The sequence below is a fragment of the Paenibacillus sp. VMFN-D1 genome (genome assembly GCF_003386155.1).
GTDB classification, from domain to species: Bacteria; Bacillota; Bacilli; order Paenibacillales; family Paenibacillaceae; genus Paenibacillus_AQ; species Paenibacillus_AQ favisporus.
The window spans coordinates 485884-510364 of record NZ_QRDU01000002.1; the positions used below are offsets into that span (position 1 = coordinate 485884).

Genomic DNA, 24481 nt, shown 5'->3' on the forward strand with positions numbered 1-24481 from the left:
GGGAGATCTTCTTCACAAATTTTATGTAATAGGCTGTCTGGTTTATGACTTTAGCGGGCGGGACAAAAAGGCAGGAATAAGCCGGGAATGGTGATATCAGGAAGGGCCTCATGCCCTGGCGGATATGCTATACTAGAGGAAGCAGTGCCGAACCTTGGAATCCAGGGGAAACAGGCAGACAAGGGGAGAAACAAGAAGTGACAGCAAATGAACAGCGCCAATCCGTGATGCTCGTGGATGGCATGGCCTTATTATTCAGAGCTTATTTCGCGACCGCGTCCAGCGGCTACATTCGCCGCACGAAGGCGGGGGTTCCGACAAACGCGATCTATGGCTTTATTCGTTATTTTTGGGATGCAGTGCAAACGTTTAATCCGACGCATGTGGTTTGCTGCTGGGATCTCGGAGGCGGTACGTTCCGCGGACAGCAGTTTGCCGCTTACAAGTGCAACCGTCCGGACGCCCCGGACGATCTGATTCCGCAGTTTTCGATGATCCGCGACGTAATGGACAGCCTCGGCGTTCCGAATATCAGCGCAGAAGGGTATGAAGCGGACGACTGCATCGGGACGCTGGCCGACCAGTTCGGACGGGAGATGGACGTGATGGTCCTGTCCGGCGATAACGATTTGCTGCAGCTCGTCAGCGATCGGACGACGGTCATTATTATGAAAAAAGGGCACGGCAATTATATGGTGTATACACCGGAATCCCTGTATGAAGAGAAGCAGCTGCGCCCGCGGCAGATTATCGACGTGAAGGCGCTCATGGGCGATACGAGCGACAATTACCCCGGCGTGAAGGGCATCGGCGAGAAGACGGCGATCAAGCTTGTGCAGGAATACGAATCCGTTGAAGGGATTCTCGAAAATCTGGACCAGCTGTCCAAGAGTGTCCGCGCCAAGATCGAGGCCGACCTCGACATGCTGCACCTTTCGCGCAAGCTGGCCGAAATTCACTGCTGCGTGCCCGTCGCCTGCTCGCTGGATGTGTGCCAGCTGTCGCTCGATCATCATCAGGTGATCAGCAAGTTTGAAGAACTGGAAATGAAGAGCCTGTGTTCTCTTATGGGACTGGCCATCGGCTAACGAGTGCAGAGTGCTGGCGTTTTTGGAGCGCCGGCTCTTTTGTGCGCTATTCGATTGACTTTCAAGGATTAACTGGGCTATAATGCCCGTGATTGTTTGATAGACAAGATAGAAGGTATATGGCATTTATACAGGGCTGGGGAGGCCCGCTGCAGGAGGGAACGACTACGATGAGTCTATTAGGAGCAATTGAAGCAGGGGGAACGAAATTCGTATGCGGAATCGGCCAAGAGGACGGTACCGTTGTGGAACGGATCAGCTTCCCGACAACGACGCCGGAGGAAACGATGGCCCAGGTGGTCGATTTCTTTAAGGGCAAAGACATCGCGGCGATCGGAGCAGGTTCATTCGGGCCGATTGACCCGGTAAAGGGAAGTCCTACATACGGACGGATTACGACGACGCCGAAACCTTATTGGAGCAATTTCGATATGGTAGGACATTTGCGCTCTCACTTCGATCTGCCGATCGAATTTGATACCGATGTGAACGGGGCCGCCTTGGGCGAAGCGACTTGGGGAGCAGCCCAGGGGCTCGAAAGCTGCCTGTACATTACCGTTGGCACGGGCATCGGCGCCGGTGCGGTTGTGGGCGGCGAGCTGATCCATGGCCTGTCCCATCCGGAAATGGGACATATCCTGGTCCGCCGTCATCCGGAGGACAAATTCGAAGGCTTCTGCCCATATCATGGCGATTGCCTGGAGGGGCTGGCAGCCGGACCTTCCTTGTCCAAACGCTGGGGCGTTCCGGGTGCGGAATTGACGCCGGACCATCCGGCTTGGGCGATGGAAGCTTACTATCTCGCTCAGGCGCTGATGAACTACATTTTGATCCTGTCTCCGCAAAAAATCGTCATGGGCGGCGGCGTCATGAAACAGCTGCAGCTGTTCCCGCTGATTCATGCCGAGCTGCGCAAACAGCTGAACGGCTACGTACAGGTTCCAGCCATCATGGACGATATCGAGAATTACATCGTTCCGCCTCAGCTTGGCGACAACGCCGGCCTGTGCGGTGCGCTTGCGCTCGCCAAGAAGGCGCTGGCTGCGGGTTAAGCCGAAGGCTTGATCGACTGACGGGCTTTCATGAGATGGTGAATAGAAATAAGAAAAGAGGGCTGAAAGGCCCTCTTTTTTGTGTTTATGCGGAAGTTTGCATCTAACCTTAAAATAGCAAACGCAGCAGCTTGCTCTACGCTGTGCCTAAGGGGAATTTCGTAGACTTAAGCGCTTAGTCCCCCGTCAACCGGCAGGATCACCCCGGTAACATAAGCTGCGCGGTCGCTTAGGAGCCATGCGGCGGCCTCTGCAATTTCTTCCGGCTCCGCAGCCCGGCGCAGCGGCGTCCGGGAATTCAGATGATCGATGACCCCAGGCTGCTCCGATTCCCATCCCTGAATCATTTCGGTCATCGTCGTACCTGGAGCGATCGCATTGACTCGAATGCCTTCCGGGCCGTATTCGATCGCAGCCGTTTGCGTAAGGCTGTTGACCGCACGCTTCGCCGCACCGTAAAGGGATAACGCGGGGTTCCCCTGCAAGCTGCCGACGCTGCTGGTATTTACGATCGCCCCACGGCCTGACGTGCCGCGGATCGCCCGGATTTCGGCAACCATAGCCCGCCATATGGCTTTGTAGTTTACGTCCTGAATAAAATCAAAGCCTTGCTCCTCCGTCTCGGCGAGCGGTCCCGGAGGAATGGCAGCTCCGGCATTATTAAAGGCGATGTCGAGGCGGCCGTAACGGTCAAGCGTCGTCTGCACTGCGTGCTCGATGCTGCCGGCTTCCGCGAGATTCGCAGTGACGTAATCCGCTTGTCCGCCTGCAGCCCGGATTTCCTCCGTCAAGGCCGCGAGGCTGGACTCGGTTCTGGCGATCAAGGTTACGATTGCTCCTTCCCTGGCGAACAGCCTGGCGGCTGCGGCGCCGATCCCCCGGCTGGCCCCTGTAATGATCGCCACTTTATCGTGGAGCAAACCCTGCCGGTTTTGAAGATGCTGAGAAGTGATCTGATTCATGTTTTTGCCTCCTTGGATTGATCCAGAGCTCTTTTTCAATGGCCCCATGCTGTCTTAAATGGCAGCTAGATGACACGGCTCCGAAATTGACTCACGTTCTAAGGCTGAGTATACTTTGGGTGAATTGACGGGTGAAGAGGCGGCTTGAACATAGGTTTCGGAACACCACGATGAGGAGTGATCGATATGAACGACCAAGATCGTCGCACAGCGCTCGGCCAGTTTTTACGGGGCAAAAGGGAGAGCTTGTCTCCGGAGGATTATGGGCTGCCCACCGGTTCGCAGCGGCGCACCCCTGGGCTGAGGCGGGAGGAAGTTGCGCTCCTTGCCAATATGGGGACATCGTGGTATATATGGCTGGAGCAGGGCCGGGATGTACACCCTTCCGTACAAATTTTGGACAGCTTGTCCCGGGCACTCCGGCTCAGCGCGAATGAACGCCGTCATCTGTTTCTTCTCGCGGGCGAATCCCTGCCGCCGCTTGCCCTGCCGGAAGAAGAAGTGAGCCCGACGCTGCAGAGCGTACTGGACGACCTGAATCCGGTCCCGGCCTACGTCATGGGCAGACGGTGGGACTTTCTGGCCTGGAACGCGATGGCCGGTGACATTTTTGCGATGGATATCCCGGCTCCGCCGTATCATTACAACTTGGTATGGAGGCTGTTTACGCTCCCTATAGCCAGGCAGCGTTACCTCGACTGGGAGCGGGTGGCCAGAAGCGTTATATCGGAATTCCATACGGCGAGAGCCCGTTATATGGAGGATGAAGGAATGGATGCGTTGATCCGGGACCTGAAGGAGGCAAGCCCGGATTTTTCCCGGCTCTGGCTTCAGCACGATCCAGCGGAAAAGATGGAAGGCCATAAAGAAATCGAGCATTCGGTCATGGGACACCTGGAATTCGAGCATATTACGCTCCAGGCGCCCGAAGATCCGGATTTGAAAGTCATGATTTACAGCCCTTCCCCGGAGACCCGGGTAAAGCTGCAGGAATATCATTCCGCGCTGAGCCGCAGCTGAGCGGCTGCTCGGCTATTTCGGAGATTTGGCGAAAAACCCATTGACCATTTTACATAATATGGTATGATCAACTATAACAGCACATCTGCACGAATGGGGAAGCACCTCTCTTAATTTAAGAGAGGTGCTTTTTTGCGTTGTGCTGATTACCCTACGTGGATGGAGGAATTGGTGAACATGCAAATCGTTTTTATGAACCGGCTTGTGAAGGATGCGGGAAGCGAGGGAGAAAAGCTCGCGCAGGTATGGATCGGCGAAGAGGAGGGAACCTGGCATCTCGGATGGAGAGATCTGGAGATGACTGGGGAAGCCATGGATACCGCTTGGTATGAAGGCGGATCCTGGAATGAGATGCTGTACATTTACAGACACGGCCTGGCGGTCAAGCTCGGCGAAGGATTCCGCCCGCTGATCGACGGCACGTTCCATGAGGAGGAGGAGCTGAAGGGCCGCAGCCATGCTGTACAGAAGCTGTACTGCTACAGCGAACTGCACAACAACGAGGAGTTGTACGCCGAACTCAGCGCCTGGCGGAGAAGGAAAGCGGCCAGCGAACGCAAGGCTCCTTATTTTATCGCCAGCAACCGGGTGCTCCGTCTGATCAGCGCCTTTGTGCCGCATACCATCGAAGAGCTGTTGCAGCTTCCGGGCGTCGGGGAGAGCAAGGCGTCGGAGTACGGAGCCGATCTGATCGAGATTGCGGGAACGGTGCAGCGCAGCCACGAATTTCCGCTGGATTGGGTGAATGACGCCCTGGACGACCAGTCATATCTATCGTGGACCTACAAGCAGAAGGAGCATAAGTACAAGCAGGACCTGGATAAATACCGTACACGGCGCACCATGCTGAAGGGAATTTATGAGGGGATGAATCTGCAGCAGCTTGAACAGGAATGCGGTCTGCCGCGCAGAGATCTGGTGGAGGCGCTGGAGCAGCTGGAGAAGGAAGGGTATGATACCGAGCGGCTGATCCAAAGCGAGCTGGAGGAGGTGCCGAATGAGGAGCAGGAGCGGGTGTGGGCCGCGTTGGAGGAGCTGGGCGATGCGCTCTTGAAGCCGGTGCTGCTGCAAGTGTATGGAGAGGATGCCGGCTCGGGAAGCGGTATGGAGCAGCGTTATGAGCGGATCCGTCTGATCCGCATCCGGTTCCGCCGGCAGCCCGGCACCCACAGAAGCGTGGGGTGAACGGGGTGCTTCCCCGCTGGAGTTACGGATGGTGACCATGCAAAAAGGACGAAGGCTCTAACCGCATGCGGCCGTCTCCTTCGTCCTGTTTTCCAATGCATGATGATGGGGTGATGCGCTGACTTTCAAATCCAGTCTTTTTTCTTGAAAATGACAACCATGCCGAGACCAAGGACGAGCATGATGCCGAGGATCATGAAATAACCGTATTTCCAATGAATTTCCGGAATGTTATCGAAGTTCATGCCATAGATTCCTGTAATGATCGTCAATGGCATGAAGATCACGGTCATGGCCGTAAACACTCTCATGATCTCGTTCGCGCGGTTGGCGATACTTGACTGGTAGGCCTCGCGCAAGTTGCTCATCAGATCGCGGTACGTATCGAATGTTTCGGAAATTTTGACCGCATTTTCGTAAATGTCGCTGAAATATTTTTGCAGCTGATCGTCAATCAGCCGGAGGTCTTTTTTATTTAACGTATTGATGACATCCTTTTGCGGACCCAGCACTTTTTTCAGCCACAGAATCTCGCTTCGCAGACCGATAATTTCGTTCAAATGGGACTTTTTCGTGTGCATGAGAATGTCTTCTTCGAGCTTCTCGATTTTGGCTTCGATCCGGTCGCCGACCACAAAGTAGTTGTCAACCACGAGGTCGATCAGCAGGTACAGAAAACGGTCCGGTCCGCTGACTTCCTGTTCCCACAGGATCGGCTTCAGCGTCCGCAGCTCGTTGATTTTCTGTTTCGTCACCGTAATGATGAAGTGTCTTCCGAGGAAAACGTTCAGTGCGCGCAGAAAAATCTCCTCATCGTCAAACCGGATGCTGTTGACCACGATAAAATAGTGGTTTTCGTAAATTTCGATCTTCGGGCGCTGCTCCTCTTCGCTGAGACAGTCTTCAACCGCCAGATCATGCAGCGAAAACAGCGGCTGCAGCTCCTCGAGGTCGTCGACGTCGGCATCGATCCAGTAAAAGCCGGCCAAAGGCGGGGTTAGTACAGTTTGCAGGTCATCGATCGGAGTAAATACTCCTTCGTTTACCAACCGGATTTTCATATGACTTCACTCCTTGCTCAAGATGTTTGAGCATAGAAAAGAAATCAGCGCTGCCGGTCAGCGGGATTTGGGGGAGTACTGAATAAACGTACGGGCATGAAAACGATAACTTCCCTCTGCCGGCAAGCTGATCTCAGGTCTATGCAGTTGTGTTTTCCATGCATTCAGCTTCGGGCTCGGGTCGCCTTCCATCTTTCATGTCACCTCAGTCATATCGGGGTATGAAACACTTGTCTAGTATAACGCCGGGTTTTATTCCTTTCAAGAACAAAATGGCGGCCGGCAGGTCCCGATAACAGGGTATGGAAGCGACCTTCGATCGGTGCACGAAATGCTGCCGAAAATGACAAATCCGCGTCTTGACGAAGGATGGGCTTATGATTTAAAGTAAGGAACAAGACAATGAAAAATTGAATACAGCGAAATCTTATCAAGAGCAGGTGGAGGGACTAGCCCGATGAAACCCGGCAACCGGCGGTATTTACGCACGGTGCTAATTCTTGCAGGAGCATGGCAGCGGCCTTTAGGCGTTGTCTCCTGACAGATGAGAGAGGCGCGGTAATGAGCGTGTAATGACCTTTCTCTTTTGTATGGGAAAGGTCATTTTTGTATACTCGGCTTCTTCTCAAGCTACGATTTTCGCGGTCTTCAGAAAAAAGGAGAGATGATAACGATGCCGATCAAGATTCCCGACACTTTACCGGCGAAAGAAGTTCTTACCCGGGAAAATATTTTCGTCATGGACGATACCAAAGCGTATCACCAGGACATCCGTCCGCTGCGCATCGCGATTCTCAATCTGATGCCGACCAAGGAAACGACAGAAACCCAGCTTCTACGCCTGCTTGGGAACTCGCCGCTGCAGGTCGACATTGTGCTGCTTCATCCGGGCTCTCATATTTCCAAGAACACGCCTTCGGAGCACCTGAAGTCGTTCTACAAAACGTTCGAGGAAGTGAAGCACCGCCGTTTTGACGGTATGATCATCACCGGGGCGCCGGTCGAAAAAATGGATTTTGAAGACGTGAACTATTGGGATGAGCTCCGCGAGATTATGGACTGGACCAAAACGAACGTCACTTCGACGATGCATATCTGTTGGGCCTCCCAGGCGGGATTGTTCCACCACTACGGCATTCCCAAGTGGGACCTGAAGGAGAAATGCTTCGGCGTGTTCCCGCACCGGGTGATGAAGAACAATGTGAAGCTTCTCCGCGGCTTCGACGATGTATTCTATGTACCGCACTCCCGCCACACCGAGGTGCGGCGCGAGGATATCGAGCATGTGGAGGAGCTGGAGATCCTCTCGGAGTCAGAGGAAGCCGGCATCCATATGGTAGCAAGCAAGGACGGCAAGCAGATCTTTGTGGCAGGCCACTCCGAATACGATCCGGACTCGCTGAAATGGGAGTATGAGCGTGATATCGCCAAAGGCATGGACATGAAAATTCCGGTCAACTACTACCCGAACGACGATCCGAATCAGGCTCCGCTCGCCATCTGGCGCTCGCATGCCAACTTATTATTCTCAAATTGGCTGAATTACTATGTATATCAGGAGACTCCTTATGATATCGGGGAGAGTCTTGAAGTCTGGCCGCAAATTTAGTCGACCCTACAGGAGGATACGCATATGGAAAAGGAACCATGGAAAATTGAAAGCAGATTGGCCCAAATCGGCTCCGTCGAAGAACCCGTGACCGGAGCGGTAAACTTCCCGATTTATCAGGCAACCGCCTTCCGCCATCCGAAGCTTGGGCAAAGCACCGGTTTTGATTACGCCCGGACCGCCAGCCCGACCCGCAAAGTGCTCGAAGCCGCGGCAGCGAAGCTGGAATCCGGGGACGCCGGCTTTGCCTGCAGCTCAGGCATGGCTGCGCTGCAAACCATCTTCACCCTGTTCAGCCAGGGCGATCATCTGATCGTTTCGCTGGACCTGTACGGTGGTACATACCGCCTGCTGGAAAGAATCCTTTCCAAATACGGGGTTACCGCAACGTATGTCGACACCAACAATCTGGACGAGCTGGAACAGTCCAGACGCCCGAACACGAAAGCGGTGTTTATCGAGACGCCGACGAATCCGCTTATGATGATTACGGACATCGAGGCCGTCTCCAATTGGGCGCACCGCCACGGCTTGCTGTCCATCGTGGACAATACGCTCCTCACGCCGTTTTTCCAGCGTCCGATCGAGCTCGGCGCGGATATCGTCGTGCACAGCGCGACCAAATATTTGGGCGGACATAACGATGTCCTTGCAGGCCTGATCGTGACCAAAGGCAAAGAGCTGTCCGAGGAAATAGCGTTTCTGCACAATTCCATCGGGGCGGTGCTCGGGCCGACGGATTCCTATCAGCTCATGAAAGGAATGAAGACGCTGGCCCTGCGGATGGAGCGCCATGAAAGCAACGCCACAGCGATGGCCAAGTACCTCCAGACGCATCCGGCGGTTGCCGAAGTGTTCTATCCGGCGCTTCCGGACCATCCGGGACATGACATCCAAAGCCGGCAGTCACGGGGGAATACGGGGATCTTCTCCTTTAAGGTGAAGGATGCCCGTTACGTAGAGCCCGTGCTTCGCCACATCCAGCTGATCGCCTTTGCGGAAAGCCTTGGCGGCGTCGAGTCGCTGATGACCTATCCGGCCGTGCAGACGCATGCCGATATACCTGAAGAAATCCGCAAAGCCGTCGGCGTCGACGACCGCCTGCTCCGTTTCTCGGTGGGCATCGAGCATATCGATGACCTGATTGCGGATCTGGGCGGCGCATTGGATGCCGCGATCAAGGAAGTGGAAGGGAGCAGCCAAGGATGAGTGATTTGGGCAAAGGACATCAGGACAAAGGCAAGCAGGAGCGGAAATTCGCGACCAAGCTGCTCCATTTTGGCTCGGAAATCGATGGTGCGACGGGAGCCTCCAGCGTGCCAATCTATCAGGCGTCGACGTTCCACCATGCAGATATTTTCAATCCGCCAGTGCATGATTACAGCCGTTCGGGTAATCCGACCCGCCAGGCGCTGGAAGACTATATCGCCCTGCTCGAAGGCGGGGTGCGCGGGTTCGCCTATTCATCGGGCATGGCGGCCATTTCGAGCACGTTTATGCTTCTGTCGGCCGGCGACCACATGATCGTGACCGAGGACGTATATGGCGGAACCTACCGCCTGCTTACAAGCATTTTGAACCGGCACGGCATTGAGAGCACCTTCGTGGACATGACCGATCTGGAGCAGGTAAAGGCTGCGCTGAAGCCGAACACCAAAGCCGTATATATGGAAACCCCGTCGAATCCGACGCTGAAAATTACCGATATCGAAGCCGTCACCAAGTGGGCCAAGGAGCATGATCTGCTCACCATGGTGGATAACACGTTTATGACGCCGTATTACCAGCGCCCAATCGAGGTGGGTGTGGATATCGTGCTGCACAGCGCCACGAAGTTCCTTGGCGGACACAGCGACGTGCTGGCCGGTCTGGCCGTCGCCCGTACCGAGGAAATCGGCCGCCAGCTGAAGCAGCTGCAGAACGGCCTCGGAACGGTGCTGGGCGTACAGGAGAGCTGGCTGCTGATGCGGGGCATGAAAACATTGCAGGCACGCATGAAGCACAGCGAAGAGAGCGCGGCCGTACTGGCCGCTTGGCTCAAAGGTCGTCAGGATATTACGCAGGTCTTTTACCCGGGGCTCATCGATCATCCCGGCAGAGAAATTCACGAGAAGCAGTCCACCGGTTACGGGGCCGTCGTCTCGTTTGACGTGGGCTCCGGCGAGCGGGCCAAGCAGGTGCTGAACCGCGCGCAGATCCCGCTCGTAGCCGTCAGCCTGGGCGCGGTGGAGAGCATTTTGTCCTATCCGGCGATGATGTCCCATGCGGCAATGCCGGCAGAGGTTCGGCTGGAGCGCGGCATTACTGACGGGCTGCTCCGCTTCTCGGTCGGCCTCGAGGACGTCGACGATCTGATCGCTGATCTGGATCAGGCGCTTCAAGGTTAAATCATCAAAAAGGCACCGCTTCCGGCGGTGCCTTTCCTCCATCCAGCCCGCGACGCCCGCGTCAGCCCACGTTCGGCCATTCGGCCAACGGATTCTATGAATTTCGTTTGCCCCGTGCGCCAATTGTGTTAAGATGGTATTGGTCATGTTTTAATTTATGTTACAAAATTCACATATGATAGGAGGCTGCCAAATATGAGTGCGGTTGACCGTATCCTGGATAAAGCACTGCGGGGCGAACGCCTGAATTTGGAAGACAGCGTGACATTGTTCGAAAGCAATGAAGTGGAGAAAATGGGTCATGCTGCCGATATCATGATGAAGAGGGTTCATCCCGATCCAATTACGACTTTCGTCATCGGACGTAACGTCAATTATACAAACGTGTGCGATACATACTGCACATTTTGCGCATTTTACCGTGTCCCTGGGCACAAAGAAGGGTATACCTTGCCGGACGAAGTGATTTTCCAAAAAATCAAGGAAACCGAAGACGTCGGCGGCACGGAAATTCTAATGCAGGGCGGAACGAACCCGTACCTGCCGTTCGATTACTACACGAACCTGCTGAAGGGCATCAAGCAGCGGTTCCCGAACATCACGATGCACTCCTTCTCGCCGGCGGAAATCCGCAAAATGGTGGAAGTGTCGGGGCTGTCTCTGGAACAAGTTATGCGCGAGCTGAAAGCAGCGGGACTGGATTCCCTGCCGGGCGGCGGCGCCGAAATCCTCGACGACCGGATCCGCTCCAAAATCAGCCGGCATAAAGGAACTTGGCGCGACTGGATGGACGTCATGCAAATGGCGCACAAAATCGGCATGAACACGACGGCCACGATGGTCATCGGTTTCGGTGAATCGATGGAAGAGCGCGCCCTGCACATGCTGCGCATCCGCGACGCGCAGGACGAATGTATCGCAAACGGCTACGACTCCAAAGGCTTCCTCGCCTTTATTCCGTTCACGTTCCAGCCGGACAATACGGGCTTGAAGCGGGAACGCGAAACGCCGGAAGCATATTTGAAGACGGTGGCGATCGGCCGCCTGGTGCTGGACAACGTGCCGAATTTGCAGTCCTCCTGGGTCACGATGGGACCGGAAGTCGGCAAATTGTCGCTCAGCTACGGCTGCAACGACTTCGGCAGCACCATGATGGAAGAGAACGTCGTGTCCTCCGCCGGTGCGGTGCACAAGGTTAACATCACATCCATCCTGCAGCTGATCCGCGAAGCAGGTAAAATCCCGGCGCAGCGGAACACGAGATACGAAACGCTTCGCGTCTTTGAAGAAGGTTCCCAGGTGGAACGCGACTTCGTCATGCAGAACTAGAACGGATCTCATATATTTCTTGATACGACCGGCCGCCTTGCTTATGCGAGGCGGTTTTTTGTGTTGCATAAAAGTCTAAGGGCACGTACCCGGTGCAAGTTTCCAGTTATTCTTCCTTCGAATTGTTACAAAAAGACGTTGTATTTTTATGCGTTATTTTGTATAGTTTACTTAATTAACGTTAATTAAACAGGAAGTGTGAGGATATTCCATGACCAGAAACAAGCTGAAGGAAGCCGCGCTGCGGCTGTTCGGGGAAAAAGGGTACGACGGAACGGCCCTTTCCGAAATCGCCAAGGAAGTCGGGGTCAAAACCCCGGCGATCTACGCCTTTTTCGAAAACAAAGAGGATCTGTTTATGACGGTCTTTCGCGAAGCGATGCTCTCGTACAACGCTTTTATTCAGGAGCTGTCGGAGGAGAAGCAGGCGATGAGCGCCCGGGACTGCCTGTACGGCGCGGTGTCCAGACAATCGGAGTTTTACCGGCAGCATCCGGAGGCGAGCATGTTCGTGCTGCGGTACGTGCTGTTCCCGCCGGACTTTCTGAAGGAGACGATCGAGGAGGCATTTCTGCAGGCCGACGAGCTGCTGACACAGGCAGTCGAACGGTGGATCGTGCAGGGGATTGAGGAAGGGGCGGTCCGGGAGCAGCCGGTGCAGCAGCTCGTGGACGCTTTTTTGAACCTGATGGACGGTTTGAGCATGCAATATTTCTACTACACCTCCAAAGAGGTGTACACCCGCAAAGTGAACAACGCCTTCGAGACCTTCTGGAGCGGCGTGCGTTCGTAAGGCGGGACACCTCACCGAGAAGATTGTACAACAGGGGGAAGGGTTTACATGAGTGAAGCGAGTCAAGTCATCGGCAGTGAAGGCAGTACACAGGATTTTGAAAGGGAACCCGTTCCCCAGCATTTGCGCAAAAAATGGTTGTCCATGTCGCTCGTCTGGATCGCGATCGGCATCGACCTGTCAGCCATGTTTCTCGGCGCGGAGCTCGGCAACGGCATGAATTTGGCGGACTCGCTGACCGCAACGATCGTCGGTTCGGTCATCCTCGGTCTGATCGGCGCGCTTTGCGCTTATGTCGGGGCGAAGACGGGATTGTCCACCGCGATGATCAGCCGGTTTCTGTTCGGAAACGTCGGAGCGCGCATCGTATCGATCGTGCTCGGAATTTTCTCGCTCGGCTGGTTCGGCGTGCAGGTCGGATTTTTCTCGTCGAACATGCATACCGCTTTTGACAAGCTGCTGGGAATTGACCTGCCGCTCGGCGTGCTGTCCTTTGTCGGAGGTTTGCTGATGATGTCGACGGCCATCTGGGGCTATCGTTCGATCGAGCGCCTCAGCGTATGGTCCGTGCCGCTGCTGGTCATTTTTATCGGCGTGGCCATCGTAGCGGCGTTTAAGACGAAAGGAACATCGGCGATATGGGAACCGATTGCCGGAGCGCCGATTCCGATGGGCATCGCCATTTCGCTTGTCATCGGTATCTTTATCGTCGGCACGGTGCTCTCGCCGGACATCGGGCGCTGGGCGCGCACGCCGATGCATGCGGTGACGGCCGCATTTATCGGATTTTTCGTCGGCAACAGCTTCATGACGATCATCGCGATCTTCCTGTCGCGGCTGATGGACACCGACGATTTGACGAACATTTTTATCGCGCTTGGACTCGGACTGCCGGCCATCATCGTTCTGACGCTGGCGCAGTGGACGACCAATACGAACAACCTGTATTCGGCGTCGCTCGGCTTCTCGGTCGTATTTCAGAAGTTCCCGAAAAAATGGATCACCGTCATTGCGGGACTGATCGCCACCTCGCTCGCCGTCTTTGGCATTTACGACAAGTTCCTGTCGTTCCTGAATGTCATTACGAGCTTCGTGTCGCCGATCGGAGGGCTGTATACCGCCGAGTATCTGCTGGTGGACCGAAAGAAATTTACGTTTGAAGGGCTGGACCGCAACCGGAACTGGATTTTCCGTTCCCTGGTTGTCTGGATTCTGGCTACGCTGTTCGCTTATATGACCACACCGTCACCGGACGGGTTCGGCCTCTTCCAATTGACGCGCGTCCCTGCGCTGGATGCCTTTGTTTTTGCTTTTATCGTACAGTGGATCATTGGAAAAATTGCAAGTAAGAAAGGATAAATCTACATCATGAACAACAACGTGTTAACGGAACTGGACGAGCAAGCCGTCCACTATATTGCCGTCGGTGCGGCGGTGCTCGGGACCGGAGGGGGCGGCGATCCCCATATCGGTAAATTGATGGCCATCGAGGCCATTCGCAAATACGGTCCGGTTCGGCTCCTGCAGCCGGACGAGCTGGCGGATGACGACCTGGTCGTGCCGCTGTCGATGATCGGTGCGCCGACCGTCATGAACGAGAAAATTCCGTCCGCGGAGCAGATGACGAAGCCGCTCGATCTGCTCGAGCGGGAGCTTGGCCGCAAAGTGACGGCCATCATGCCGATCGAGGTGGGCGGCGGCAACTCGCTCGTGCCCGTCATCGCGGCGGCGGAGCGCGGCATTCCGATGCTGGACGCCGACGCAATGGGCCGCGCTTTTCCGGAGTCGCAAATGGTGACGTTCTACCTCGACGGGTACGACTGCAGCCCGATTACGATGGCGGACGAGCGCGGCAACGCCGTGCTGATGCATGCCGTCGACGGCATTTGGGAGGAACGGATGGCGCGGGCCGTGACGATTCAGATGGGCGGATCGGCGTCGATCTGCGACTATCCGGTCACCGGCGCCCAAGCGAAGCGCAGCGTGGTGCGCAATACGCTGACCCAGGCCTATGAAATCGGCCGGACACTGTATCTGTCCAAAGAGCGGAAGCAGAACCCGATCGAAGCGCTGCTCAAGCAGCTGAGCGGTTATGCGCTGTTCCATGGCAAAGCCGTGGATATCCGCCGCCGCACGGAAGGCGGGTTTACGCGGGGCGAAGCGGTATTCGAGGGCACGGATGCACAGAGGGGCCGGACGATGAAGCTCTTTTTCCAGAACGAGTTCCTGCTGGCCACGCAGGACGGAACGTCGCTGGCGGTAACGCCGGACCTCATCGCGCTGCTGGATCAGGACACGGGCATGCCGATTACGACAGAGAATCTGAAATACGGCGCCCGCGTGACGGCCGTCGGCTTCCCGTGCGATCCGAAATGGCGTACACCGAAGGGGCTGGAGACGGTAGGGCCGCAATACTTCGGCTACGACACGCCCTATGTGCCGATTGAAGTACTGGCCGAAGGGAAAGGAGGCGCGGCTCATGAGTAATCCGATGAACGTGAGTAATGTGAGCAGTCCGCTGAACAATAACGTGATTCCATCCAGTAGGGAGAAACTTGAGGGCGGCGAAGATCTCTACCGGATCGGCATCGACGTCGGCGGTACGAATACGGACGCGGCTCTCCTTGATTCCAGCCTGAGACCGGTGCACACGGTCAAGGTTCATACGACCCGCGACGTCAACGAGGGCATCGTGGAGTCGATCCGCCGCCTGCTCGCAGAGAGCGGCGTGAATCCCGCCCGGATCCGCTATGCGATGCTTGGAACGACGCACTGCACCAACGCTATCGTTGAGCGCAAGCACCTGGGTAAGGTCGGCCTCATTCGAATCGGCGCGCCGGCAACGACCTCGGTGCCGCCGCTTGCAGATTGGGACGATGCGCTGAAAGCGGCGGTTGGCCCGCATGCGTATGTGGTCAGCGGCGGTTATGAATATGACGGCCGGACGATTGTTGACATGGATGAGGCACAGATTGCCGAAGTGGCGGGCCGTATGCGGGGAGAAGTGGACGCGGTCGCGGTCTGCGGCGTGTTCTCCCCGGTCAACGGCGAGCAGGAGAAGCGGGCGATGCAGATCGTCAAAGCGGTGCTCGGCGAGAATATGCCGGTAACGCTCTCCCATGAGATCGGCAGCATCGGACTGCTGGAGAGGGAGAACGCCTCGCTTCTGAACGCTGCGCTGCTGAACGTCATTGCCGGCGTCGTCCGCGGCTTTGAGCAGGCGCTGGAGAGCTTTGGCATCCAGGCCGGCGTCTACATTTGCCAAAATGACGGTACGCTGATGCGCAGCGATTACGCCCTGCGCTACCCGATCCTGACCATCGCCTGCGGTCCGACCAACTCGATCCGGGGCGCGGCCCATCTGTCGGGCCTCAGCGACGCGCTCGTCGTGGACATCGGCGGCACGACGACAGACATCGGCGTGCTCGCCCACGGCTTCCCGCGCCAGTCCTCGGCCGCGGTCGAGATCGGCGGCGTGCGCACGAACTTCCGGATGCCGGACATTCTGTCCATCGGCATCGGCGGCGGCACGATCGTGCGGCAGGACGCAGCCGGCGGCGTCACCGTCGGGCCGGACAGCGTCGGCTACGAGCTGCTGCAGCGCGGCCGGATCTTCGGCGGCGACACGCTGACGGCCACCGATGTGGCCGTGAAGCTCGGACGCCACGCCTGGGGCGGCGCAGACACAGCCGGTCTGGACGAGACGATGTGCCGCCAGGCCGACGGCATCATCACGCGCGACATCGAGGACGCGATCGACCGCATGAAGACGAGCTCGGATCCGGTCGACGTCGTGCTTGTCGGCGGCGGCAGCATCCTTGTGGCGGACCGTCTTGAAGGCGTCACGCGGATTGTCAGACCCGACCATTACGACGCCGCCAACGCCATCGGCGCCGCGCTCGGGGAAGTCAGCGGAGAGACCGAGCGGATCTACGCGCTGGACGAGATGACGTATGACGAAGCAATGCTTGATGCGAAGAACCATGCCGTTCGGCAAGCCGTCCTTGCCGGGGCGGAGCCGGATACGGTCCAAGTCGTATTTTCCGAAGATATTCCGCTTGCATACCTGCCGGGCAACGCACTGCTCGTAAAGGTCAAGGCCGCGGGCCGGCTGGCTTGACAACCGATCGATTTCAGATATGAATAGGGGCCTCTTCCTTTGTTGTTCAAAGGGGGAGGCCTTTTATTATTTCCCGGCAAAAGGTACCTTTTTTATTCAGCGGAAACCCCCGTTTACCAAGCATTTCATGTCGATTTTAACTGAGAAATGTTAGCCTGTTTTCCATCGATCCCTCCCGTATATCCCCCCGGCTAAAACATATACTTTGTAAGAAGGAATTTGAAAGGAGTGTTCTCCATGGAACTGTTCAGCATAGCAGCCCGAACCTTTAGTCCGCGGGAAGCGGAGGAATATAAGCGCATGGTTTCGGAAGCGAACCAGGTTTTACATAACAAGTACAGATCACTCGCAATCAGCTGTACGGTCCATGAGGATATGATGCTGTGGAGCTGCCGGGAGGACGATCCGCGGTTCTTTAAGGAGCATCATCTGCAGCAGGTGTATGCCGCTGCCGCCAAGACGGTGGCCCATTACATTTTGCAGGAAAAGGAGCAGCGGCTGATCGAGAAGATTCTGGCCGATGATTTTGATTTTCCCGATCCGGAGGAAAAAGAGCAGATTTTGAAGCACTGCCGGATGAGCCTGGAAAAAAACTCCGAAGGGGGCGCATGGTCCCGCCGTTACGATATGCTCGTTCGCGGCATCAAGCAGTGCCTGAGCGAACGGCCGCTGCTCCATGTCGACGGATTTCTGACCTTTCGTGCCGCTGCTTACATTAAAGAGCTGAAGGAAGTCGTGGAGTACGCAGTGGATGAGTTTTTGATGGACCGGCAGTATGAGGAGTTTGTCAGCATTCTGAAATACTTCGTTTATTTCCAGCAGCCGCAGATGCCGATCGCCCATGTCATTCATAAGGGAGGCCAGGATTTACTCGTGCTGGACGGCGATTTAAGGCCGCTCGAGTACCGTCATGACGAAGGCGTCGTGGTGGAGCGGCTGGACCAGCAGGACCTGCAAATGGAGGATACGGTCGTCACGACGCTGATTTCCGTGTCCCCTGCCAAAATCGTCATCCATACGCGGGAACCGCATATGACCGTCGTTCGCACGCTGATGCAGATTTTCGATGAGCGGGTGGAAATTTGCCGTTACTGCCCGGACTGCCACGCCTATTTTCGCGAAACAGGTAAGATATAGCTTGACTCGCCGCTGGACAGGGATTTATAATTACACATAATTCGATAAAAGCGTCGACAGAGACATGGACCTGAAGATACGGACGGTCAGAGAGAGGGAACTTGGCTGAAATTTCCTCACGAATTCCGGCTTCGGTCTACCCCTCTACAGCTGCGGTTTGGAACCTGTTTACCCGGATTCTTGATCAGTCGGGGAAGCTCAGTATAAGCCGCCGGGTCATTCCGTTATCTGATGCTGAAGGACAGCAATCTCGTATTCACCTGCAACAGGGAATATGGAGGGCTGTCGAAGTTGGGTGGAACCACGGGTACAAACACTCGTCCCTTGTATAGGGATGGGTGTTTTTTTGCGTTGCCTGTACGATTTTGAAAAGGGCGGCTGTCCGCCGAAATGCCAAGGAGGAATACAACGTGTCAGTAAGCATCAAACTGCCAGACGGCTCGGTTCGCGAATATGCGGACGGAAGTACCATTGAAGACGTCGCCGCTTCGATCAGCAGCGGCCTGAAGAAAAATGCGGCCGCAGGGAAATTGAACGGCATCGTAGTCGATTTGTCCACTCCGCTCGTGGAAGGAGCCGCGGTGGAAATCGTTACGCTCGATTCGCCGGAAGGCCTCGAAGTGATGCGCCACAGTACGGCGCATTTGACGGCCCAAGCCGTGAAGCGCCTGTTCGGGGCCAAAGAGGTCAAGCTCGGCGTCGGACCTGTCATCGAGGACGGATACTACTACGACATGGATCTGGAGCATCCGCTCAATCCGGAAGATCTGCAGAAGATCGAAAAGGAAATGGAGCGCATCGTAGGCGAAAACCTGCCGATCGTCCGCAAGGAAGTCAGCCGCAAGGAGGCGCTGGACATTTTCGGCGAGCTCGGGGATCCCTACAAGCTCGAACTGATCAACGCGCTGCCTGAAGACAGTGTCATCACCATCTATGAGCAGGGCGAATTTTTCGACCTGTGCCGCGGACCGCATTTGCCTTCCACCGGCAAGATCAAGGTGTTCAAGCTGATGAGCGTGGCCGGTGCCTATTGGCGCGGTGACAGCAAGAACAAAATGCTGCAGCGGGTCTACGGAACCGCTTTTGTCAAGAAAGCGCAGCTGGATGAGCATCTTCACTTCCTTGAAGAAGCCAAGAAGCGCGACCACCGCAAGCTCGGTAAAGAGCTCGACATTTTCACTTTCTCCCAGCTGGTGGGACAAGGCCTGCCGATGTGGCTGCCGAAAGGCGCCAAGCTGCGCCGCACCCTCGAGCGCTACATCGTGGACCTTGAAGAAAGCCTGGGGTACCAGCATGTCTACACGCCGGTTCTCGGTAACGTAGAGCTGTACAAGACCTCCGGCCACTGGGAGCATTACCAAGAGGACATGTTCCCTAAGATGGAGCTCGACAACGAAGAGCTGGTGCTCCGTCCGATGAACTGTCCGCACCATATGATGGTGTACAAGAGCGAAATGCACAGCTACCGCGATCTGCCGATCCGGATTGCCGAGCTTGGCATGCAGCATCGTTACGAGATGTCCGGGGCACTGACAGGATTGCACCGCGTACGCGCGATGACGCTGAACGATTCCCACATTTTCTGCCGTCCGGATCAGATCAAGGAAGAATTCCTGCGTGTTATTCAGCTGATCACGAAGGTGTATGAGGACTTCGGCATCCACGATTTCCGTTTCCGCCTGTCCTACCGTGATCCGGAGGATACTGAGAAGTACTTCCCGAACGATGCCATGTGGGAAATGTCCCAGCGCATGCTGCGCGAGGTTGTGGAAGAAACAGGCATCCCGTTCTTCGAGGCCGAAGGCGAGGCCGCTTTCTACGGTCCGAAGCTCGACGTGCAGATTCGCACCGCCCTTGGCAAGGAAGAAACGCTGTCCACCGTACAGCTGGACTTCCTGCTGCCTGAGCGCTTCGAACTGGAATACGTCGGCGACGACGGTCAGAAGCACCGTCCGGTGGTCATCCACCGCGGCATTCTGGGCACGATGGAACGCTTTACGGCCTTCCTGCTGGAGAATTTCGCGGGCAACCTTCCGCTGTGGCTGTCTCCGGTGCAGGTTAAGGTCATTCCGGTCTCCATCGCATTCGAAGGCTATGCCAAGGAAGTGGCCGAGAAGCTGAAGCTTCAGGGCGTATCCGTGGAAGCGGACGTGCGCAATGAGAAGCTTGGCTACAAAATCCGCGAAGGCCAGCTCGAGAAAGTACCGTACATGTTCATTGTCGGCGATAACGAAATGAACGCGGGAACCGTGTCGATCCGCAAACGCGGCGAAGGCGACATCGGGGCCAAAACCGTGGATGAGGCGATTTCGCTGCTCCGTGAACAAATCGCGAAACGCGAAATTTTCTAAGACACAAACTCGTGTAACACGATAACTTGATAAGCTTGCACAATCCTCTGCAAAGTGAGACGACTGACTTCACTTTTACATGTATAAACGCCGGAACATATGGACATCCTCGCAAGTAAAGGGGGAGGATTTCATATGAACAAGGTGAAAACATGGCAGAGGATTTTGTGTTGTATGTTTCTGTTTGGCATGCTTGCAGGGGCGCCCAAGATGTATGCGGCATCCTTCTCGCTGCTGGAGAGTGACGGGGTTACGGGGAATGGAAGTGCAAAGAGTCCGATGCTGGCGGCGAATGACTATTATCAAAAGCCGTTAAAATATGCTACGAAGCCGGAAATGTTTCAGGTGGTTGATTTGAAAAAGCGGGCGGAGCAAAACGTATTTAAGCAAAATGAGTTCATGCCTAAATATACGGCCAAGGCGGCTGTTCCCGCGATCGGTAAAGCTGAGGTTAAGCCGCAGCAGGAGGCAGGTGCCGTTAAAGAGCCGTCCATGCCGGTCTTGATGCCGCGCCAGGAGCAGGTCATCCGCAAGGTAAAAGTCACAGCGACTGGATACACCGCGGGTTATGAATCCACGGGCAAACATCCGAGCCATCCGTCATACGGCATTACGTATTCCGGCGTAAAGGTGCGCAGAGACAAAAATACGATTTCGACGATCGCGGCCGACCCGAAATGGTTCCCGCTCGGAACGATCCTTTATGTGCCAGGTTACGGTTATGGTGTCGTTGCGGATACCGGTTCGGCCATCAAGGGCCGTAAGATCGACCTGTATTTCTCCACGACCAAGCAGGTGTATAAGGAGTGGGGAAAAAAAGAGGTGGACGTGTTTGTAATCAAGCGGGGGAACGGCAAGTGCAGCGAGGAAATGCTGCAGACGTTGGGGAAAGCGATCCAGACGTATAAGACCGTCCCGGCTTCGCTGCTGGATGAAGCGGTTTAAACTTAATAAGAAGGAAGCCCTGGGCCCGAAATGCGGCGCTCCAGGGCTTTTATTGTTTTTGGATGCCATTTATGTATCGTTTTCCATTCTTCAAATTTGCCGCAGAACGGTATAAATTCCAGGAGGCTTCACATACTACGACAGGGGTAAAGCGATGCTTGAATCCCCGGCCAGACAAGCTACAGGGAGGTGAACCCAAATGCAAAAGAAACAAGACAACTTCAAAACGCCAAACGAAAAGTTTGACGAGGAGTTTGCAGAAATCGGAAACGAGAGCGCATCTTCCACTACGCAAAAACAAAAATTCCAAAGCAGCAACTTCAAAACACCTAACCAAAAGTTTGACGAAGAATTCAAACAAAACGATCAACAATAATCATTCTTTCGTCAAGTTTGCTAAAATGCCCGCTGAAAAGCGGGTGTTTTATTTTGTTTGGAAAAAAAAGTAATCCGCCTCGGTCTGGGGACCGAGAACAGGATCATTCCGCCGCCGCTGTCGGCCTGGCCGCCATTATTGTACACTGATATCAGATTCGCAAGCGATGCGAACTTTATAGGATATGAACAATGGAGTTAAAGGAGATACGGTTATGCAAAAAAAATGGGTGGACCGCCTTTTTGGAGGCCTGGTGCTGATTGCGATCGGAGTTGTGTTTTTGTTGAATCAGCTCGGATATATCGACGTCAGCTTCTGGGGACTGGTCGGAGACTACTGGCCGGTGATTCTGGTTGTTTTGGGGCTCAAAGAGCTGGCCAAGGGCCGGCGCTCATTCTTTGGCGGGGCGATCCTGCTCCTGATCGGGGCTTATTTCCTGGGCCGTAATCTGGGATGGCTCTGGATCTCGCCAGGCAATCTGTTTAAAATCATCATTCCTGCGCTGCTGATTATCGGCGGGCTGTATGTCATTTTCAAACCGAATGACCGGACCCCTCCGCCAGCCGACAAGCGCCTTCCCGAGGAGCCCGTGTTTACGCCGGAACCTCCGGTGCCCCCGGAGCCGGTTGAGCTTGACGGTTCGTCCCTGGACCGGCAGTTCGAGGAGAAATTCGGTATCCCGTACAGCAAGGAGAAGGGACCGCAGGGCGTTCCGCCGAAATCCTCCTATGAGGAAGACGTTGATATGGACGATTTTGATTCGGACGATGACGACGAAATGGACCGGATGAAGAAGCACTACAAGAACAAGTACAAGCGGCACTACAAAAGATACTACAAGCACTACGCCAGAGAGGAAGCCCGCCGGGGCGGACCATTCCGTGAACCGGATGATCACGATTGGGACCACCACGGTCCTTTCAGCGAATCCGACCACGACGGGAAAATCAACAAGTCCTCTTTTATCGGGGATATTTATCTCGGACACGATTCCTTCCAGCTGAAGCCGACCAACCTGTCCCAATTTATCGGAGACACGGTACTGGACCTGACCCGGGCGCATATTCCTTATGGGGAGACCAAAATCAACATCTCCGCGTTTATCGGCGATATCAAGGTGTACATCCCGGACGATACCGATCTGGGCGTCACGGTGAACACAAGCTCCTTTATCGGGGATATGTCGGTGCTGAACGAATCGCGGAGCGGATTTGCAGGCAACATTTCGACCCGAACGCCGTATTACAAGGAAGCGCGCAAAAAAATCAAAATTAACGTCAGCGCGTTTATCGGTGATATTAAAGTAAACAAAGTAGGTTGATCGTATGAAAAGTATCATGAAAAATACTAAATGGATGCTGCTGTTTTACTTTCTGCTGACCGGCCTTCTGATGACGGCGATTTTCTATATCGGCAGCGACAGCGGATATCTCGTTATTAAAGGAACCTGGGTATGGATTTATTCCTGCCTGGGGTTTCTGCTGTTGTCGATCATCATCGGATACATGGCTGGTCAGCGGATTCAGAGACGCATCGATGTGCTGGAGCTTAACATGCTTCAGGTTTCCAAAGGGAATCTGTCGGTACGGATCGGCGAAACCGACGACCCGACGTTTGCCCGGCTCTATCATGAGTTCAACAATGTGATGGATTCGATTGAAAAGAAAATGGAGCTGCTGCAGCGGATGGGCGAGCAGGAAGTCATCGAAAAGGAAAAAGCCGCGGAGTCGGCTGTTATCGAGGAGCGCCGGCGGATGGCCCGGGATCTGCACGATACCGTCAGCCAGCAGCTGTTCGCCATTCATATGTCGGCTTCATCGCTGCCGAGGGTGCTTGAACGGAACGAGGAGCAGGGCAAAGTCGTCATGGAACAGCTCATCACAATGTCCCAGATGGCCCAGAAGCAGATGCGGGCGCTGATTGCACAGCTCCGTCCCGTCGAGCTGGAGGGCAAGAGCCTGGCTGAAGCGTTGGAAGTCTGGTTCCCGGACTACTGCCGGCAGAACGGCCTCAAGGGCATGAAGGAGGTCGAACTGAAGGGCAGCCTGTCGGAAGCGATCGAGCATCAGCTGTTTCTGATCATTCAGGAAGCGGTGGCGAATATTGTGAAGCATGCCCACGCCAGACTGGTCAGCATGTCGCTTCGCGAAGAGAGCCGGCAGGTGGTGCTCAGCATCAGTGACGACGGCCAGGGATTTGACTCGATTCCGCACAGACCGGGATCATATGGACTCTCAACGATGCGGGAGCGGGCCGAGAAGCTGGGCGGACAGGTCGAAATTATGAGCCGCCAAGGCTCGGGCACGACCATCCGTGTACATATACCGAAGTTTACATAAGTTTATCTTGAACGGTTCATCAATACAGGCAGGGGGAAATCGAAATGGCAGAGAGCGTGAAGGTGGTCATCGTGGATGATCACGATATGGTCAGAATGGGATTGAAAACATATTTGATGCTGGAGCCTTCCTTTGAAGTGATCGGGGAAGCAGGCAATGGCAAAGAGCTGCTGGACTGGCTGGACCAGCGGCCGCAGGAGGAGCATCCCGATCTGGTGCTGATGGATCTGATGATGCCGGTGATGAACGGTGCCGAAACGACGCGGGCCGTTCTGGCGAAATACCCTTCGATCAAAATCGTCATTTTGACGAGCTTTCTCGAAGACGACCTGGTGGTGGACGCGGTGGAAGCCGGAGCTGTCAGCTATGTGCTGAAGACCGTCTCGGCCGACGAGCTGATCTATGCGCTGCAAGGGGCCAACCGGGGCATGCCGGTCATGACGGGGGATGTGTCCCAGGCGCTGACTAGAGGCATCCGCCAGCGGACCGTTCAGGGGGATTCCACCGGGATGACCGAACGCGAGAAGGAAGTGCTGCTGCTCGTCGCCGAAGGCAAAAGCAACAAGGATATCGCTGAGGAGCTGCATATCAGCATCAAAACGGTTAAGACCCATGTGAGCAACCTGCTGATGAAATGCGAGCTGGAAGACCGGACGCAGCTGGCCATCTACGCCCACCGCAAAGGATGGGTGCAGTCATAGCCTTTCCCGACATGTTTTATCTGCTT

21 protein-coding genes and 1 riboswitch are annotated in these 24481 nt (G+C 55.3%); of the genes, 19 read left to right on the forward strand and 2 right to left on the reverse strand.

Translation table 11 applies throughout. The features are described 5' to 3' along the window. Window positions 1–227: 227 nt before the first annotated feature. Both C7820_RS17730 and C7820_RS17735 read left to right on the forward strand, forming a co-directional pair. Complete coding sequence (locus C7820_RS17730) at window positions 228–1088, forward strand: 5'-3' exonuclease (protein ID WP_116232662.1); 861 nt, start codon at window positions 228–230, stop codon at window positions 1086–1088. A gap of 170 nt (window positions 1089–1258) precedes the next feature. Continuing rightward, window positions 1259–2140, forward strand: a complete 882-nt coding sequence (locus C7820_RS17735) for an ROK family protein (RefSeq protein ID WP_116232170.1) — start codon at window positions 1259–1261, stop codon at window positions 2138–2140. Window positions 2141–2307: 167 nt separating this feature from the next. Here the strand turns inward: C7820_RS17735 and C7820_RS17740 are convergent, their stop codons facing one another. Beyond that, entirely contained in the window at window positions 2308–3102 is a 795-nt protein-coding gene (locus C7820_RS17740) for an SDR family NAD(P)-dependent oxidoreductase (protein ID WP_116232171.1), read from the reverse strand. Between the two features lie 186 nt (window positions 3103–3288). On the opposite strand from C7820_RS17740, the gene C7820_RS17745 reads away from it, so the two are divergent. After that, a complete protein-coding gene (locus C7820_RS17745; protein ID WP_116232172.1) occupies window positions 3289–4122 on the forward strand; it encodes a helix-turn-helix transcriptional regulator in 834 nt (277 codons plus the stop codon). A 177-nt stretch (window positions 4123–4299) separates the two neighbouring features. Further along, a complete protein-coding gene (locus C7820_RS17750; protein ID WP_116232173.1) occupies window positions 4300–5307 on the forward strand; it encodes an HRDC domain-containing protein in 1008 nt (335 codons plus the stop codon). A 125-nt stretch (window positions 5308–5432) separates the two neighbouring features. Here C7820_RS17750 and corA read toward each other — a convergent pair whose 3' ends face one another. After that, window positions 5433–6368, reverse strand: coding sequence for a magnesium/cobalt transporter CorA (corA, locus tag C7820_RS17755; RefSeq protein WP_116232174.1), 936 nt, complete (start codon window positions 6366–6368; stop codon window positions 5433–5435). A 424-nt stretch (window positions 6369–6792) separates the two neighbouring features. Next, window positions 6793–6919, forward strand: a riboswitch (SAM riboswitch). Between the two features lie 122 nt (window positions 6920–7041). Between corA and metA the strand changes: the two genes are divergently transcribed. The 15 genes from metA (at window position 7042) to C7820_RS17825 (ending at window position 24455) form a co-directional block, all read left to right on the forward strand. Continuing rightward, entirely contained in the window at window positions 7042–7977 is a 936-nt protein-coding gene (gene metA / locus C7820_RS17760; RefSeq protein WP_076170650.1) for a homoserine O-acetyltransferase MetA, read from the forward strand. Between the two features lie 24 nt (window positions 7978–8001). Continuing rightward, a complete protein-coding gene (locus tag C7820_RS17765) occupies window positions 8002–9186 on the forward strand; it encodes a PLP-dependent transferase (RefSeq protein ID WP_076170649.1) in 1185 nt (394 codons plus the stop codon). Continuing rightward, window positions 9183–10364 (forward strand): aminotransferase class I/II-fold pyridoxal phosphate-dependent enzyme, encoded by a 1182-nt coding sequence (locus tag C7820_RS17770; RefSeq protein WP_116232175.1) that lies wholly within the window; start codon window positions 9183–9185, stop codon window positions 10362–10364. Before C7820_RS17765 ends, C7820_RS17770 begins: the two co-directional genes overlap by 4 nt. 195 nt (window positions 10365–10559) lie before the next feature. After that, window positions 10560–11693, forward strand: coding sequence for a cyclic dehypoxanthinyl futalosine synthase (gene mqnC, locus C7820_RS17775; protein ID WP_089545734.1), 1134 nt, complete (start codon window positions 10560–10562; stop codon window positions 11691–11693). Window positions 11694–11904: 211 nt separating this feature from the next. Next, window positions 11905–12486, forward strand: a complete 582-nt coding sequence (locus C7820_RS17780; protein ID WP_116232176.1) for a TetR/AcrR family transcriptional regulator — start codon at window positions 11905–11907, stop codon at window positions 12484–12486. Window positions 12487–12534: 48 nt separating this feature from the next. Continuing rightward, entirely contained in the window at window positions 12535–13845 is a 1311-nt protein-coding gene (locus C7820_RS17785) for a cytosine permease (RefSeq protein WP_116232177.1), read from the forward strand. Between the two features lie 9 nt (window positions 13846–13854). Next, complete coding sequence (locus C7820_RS17790) at window positions 13855–14973, forward strand: S-methyl thiohydantoin desulfurase family protein (RefSeq protein WP_116232178.1); 1119 nt, start codon at window positions 13855–13857, stop codon at window positions 14971–14973. Next, window positions 14966–16606: a hydantoinase/oxoprolinase family protein gene (locus C7820_RS17795; protein WP_258875297.1), complete on the forward strand. Its 1641-nt coding sequence runs from the start codon at window positions 14966–14968 to the stop codon at window positions 16604–16606. Before C7820_RS17790 ends, C7820_RS17795 begins: the two co-directional genes overlap by 8 nt. A gap of 237 nt (window positions 16607–16843) precedes the next feature. After that, window positions 16844–17743 (forward strand): putative sporulation protein YtxC, encoded by a 900-nt coding sequence (locus C7820_RS17800; protein WP_116232179.1) that lies wholly within the window; start codon window positions 16844–16846, stop codon window positions 17741–17743. Window positions 17744–18153: 410 nt separating this feature from the next. After that, window positions 18154–20094, forward strand: a complete 1941-nt coding sequence (thrS, locus tag C7820_RS17805) for a threonine--tRNA ligase (protein ID WP_089545737.1) — start codon at window positions 18154–18156, stop codon at window positions 20092–20094. A 399-nt stretch (window positions 20095–20493) separates the two neighbouring features. After that, window positions 20494–21039: a 3D domain-containing protein gene (locus tag C7820_RS17810; RefSeq protein ID WP_116232664.1), complete on the forward strand. Its 546-nt coding sequence runs from the start codon at window positions 20494–20496 to the stop codon at window positions 21037–21039. A gap of 199 nt (window positions 21040–21238) precedes the next feature. Continuing rightward, window positions 21239–21415: a hypothetical protein gene (locus tag C7820_RS33505; RefSeq protein WP_181909105.1), complete on the forward strand. Its 177-nt coding sequence runs from the start codon at window positions 21239–21241 to the stop codon at window positions 21413–21415. Between the two features lie 214 nt (window positions 21416–21629). After that, window positions 21630–22736, forward strand: a complete 1107-nt coding sequence (gene liaF / locus C7820_RS17815) for a cell wall-active antibiotics response protein LiaF (protein WP_116232180.1) — start codon at window positions 21630–21632, stop codon at window positions 22734–22736. A 4-nt stretch (window positions 22737–22740) separates the two neighbouring features. After that, the gene (locus C7820_RS17820; protein ID WP_105441833.1) at window positions 22741–23754 is read left to right on the forward strand and encodes a sensor histidine kinase; all 1014 of its coding nucleotides are present in this window, start codon (window positions 22741–22743) and stop codon (window positions 23752–23754) included. 44 nt (window positions 23755–23798) lie between these two features. Continuing rightward, window positions 23799–24455, forward strand: a complete 657-nt coding sequence (locus C7820_RS17825) for a response regulator (RefSeq protein WP_076170641.1) — start codon at window positions 23799–23801, stop codon at window positions 24453–24455. Window positions 24456–24481: the final 26 nt, after the last annotated feature.

Excerpts from the sequence above, each read along its gene's own strand:
- C7820_RS17780 (WP_116232176.1), top strand. The coding sequence starts at position 11,905 with ATGACCAGAAACAAGCTGAAGGAAGCCGCGCTGCGGCTGTTCGGGGAA.
- C7820_RS17770 (WP_116232175.1), top strand. The coding sequence starts at position 9,183 with ATGAGTGATTTGGGCAAAGGACATCAGGACAAAGGCAAGCAGGAGCGG.
- C7820_RS17785 (WP_116232177.1), top strand. The coding sequence starts at position 12,535 with ATGAGTGAAGCGAGTCAAGTCATCGGCAGTGAAGGCAGTACACAGGAT.
- corA (WP_116232174.1), bottom strand. The coding sequence starts at position 6,368 with ATGAAAATCCGGTTGGTAAACGAAGGAGTATTTACTCCGATCGATGAC.
- C7820_RS17765 (WP_076170649.1), top strand. The coding sequence starts at position 8,002 with ATGGAAAAGGAACCATGGAAAATTGAAAGCAGATTGGCCCAAATCGGC.
- metA (WP_076170650.1), top strand. The coding sequence starts at position 7,042 with ATGCCGATCAAGATTCCCGACACTTTACCGGCGAAAGAAGTTCTTACC.
- C7820_RS17740 (WP_116232171.1), bottom strand. The coding sequence starts at position 3,102 with ATGAATCAGATCACTTCTCAGCATCTTCAAAACCGGCAGGGTTTGCTC.
- C7820_RS17745 (WP_116232172.1), top strand. The coding sequence starts at position 3,289 with ATGAACGACCAAGATCGTCGCACAGCGCTCGGCCAGTTTTTACGGGGC.
- C7820_RS17820 (WP_105441833.1), top strand. The coding sequence starts at position 22,741 with ATGAAAAGTATCATGAAAAATACTAAATGGATGCTGCTGTTTTACTTT.
- C7820_RS17735 (WP_116232170.1), top strand. The coding sequence starts at position 1,259 with ATGAGTCTATTAGGAGCAATTGAAGCAGGGGGAACGAAATTCGTATGC.
- liaF (WP_116232180.1), top strand. The coding sequence starts at position 21,630 with ATGCAAAAAAAATGGGTGGACCGCCTTTTTGGAGGCCTGGTGCTGATT.
- mqnC (WP_089545734.1), top strand. The coding sequence starts at position 10,560 with ATGAGTGCGGTTGACCGTATCCTGGATAAAGCACTGCGGGGCGAACGC.
- C7820_RS17825 (WP_076170641.1), top strand. The coding sequence starts at position 23,799 with ATGGCAGAGAGCGTGAAGGTGGTCATCGTGGATGATCACGATATGGTC.
- C7820_RS17810 (WP_116232664.1), top strand. The coding sequence starts at position 20,494 with ATGCCTAAATATACGGCCAAGGCGGCTGTTCCCGCGATCGGTAAAGCT.
- C7820_RS17795 (WP_258875297.1), top strand. The coding sequence starts at position 14,966 with ATGAGTAATCCGATGAACGTGAGTAATGTGAGCAGTCCGCTGAACAAT.
- C7820_RS33505 (WP_181909105.1), top strand. The coding sequence starts at position 21,239 with ATGCAAAAGAAACAAGACAACTTCAAAACGCCAAACGAAAAGTTTGAC.
- C7820_RS17730 (WP_116232662.1), top strand. The coding sequence starts at position 228 with ATGCTCGTGGATGGCATGGCCTTATTATTCAGAGCTTATTTCGCGACC.
- C7820_RS17750 (WP_116232173.1), top strand. The coding sequence starts at position 4,300 with ATGCAAATCGTTTTTATGAACCGGCTTGTGAAGGATGCGGGAAGCGAG.
- C7820_RS17790 (WP_116232178.1), top strand. The coding sequence starts at position 13,855 with ATGAACAACAACGTGTTAACGGAACTGGACGAGCAAGCCGTCCACTAT.
- C7820_RS17800 (WP_116232179.1), top strand. The coding sequence starts at position 16,844 with ATGGAACTGTTCAGCATAGCAGCCCGAACCTTTAGTCCGCGGGAAGCG.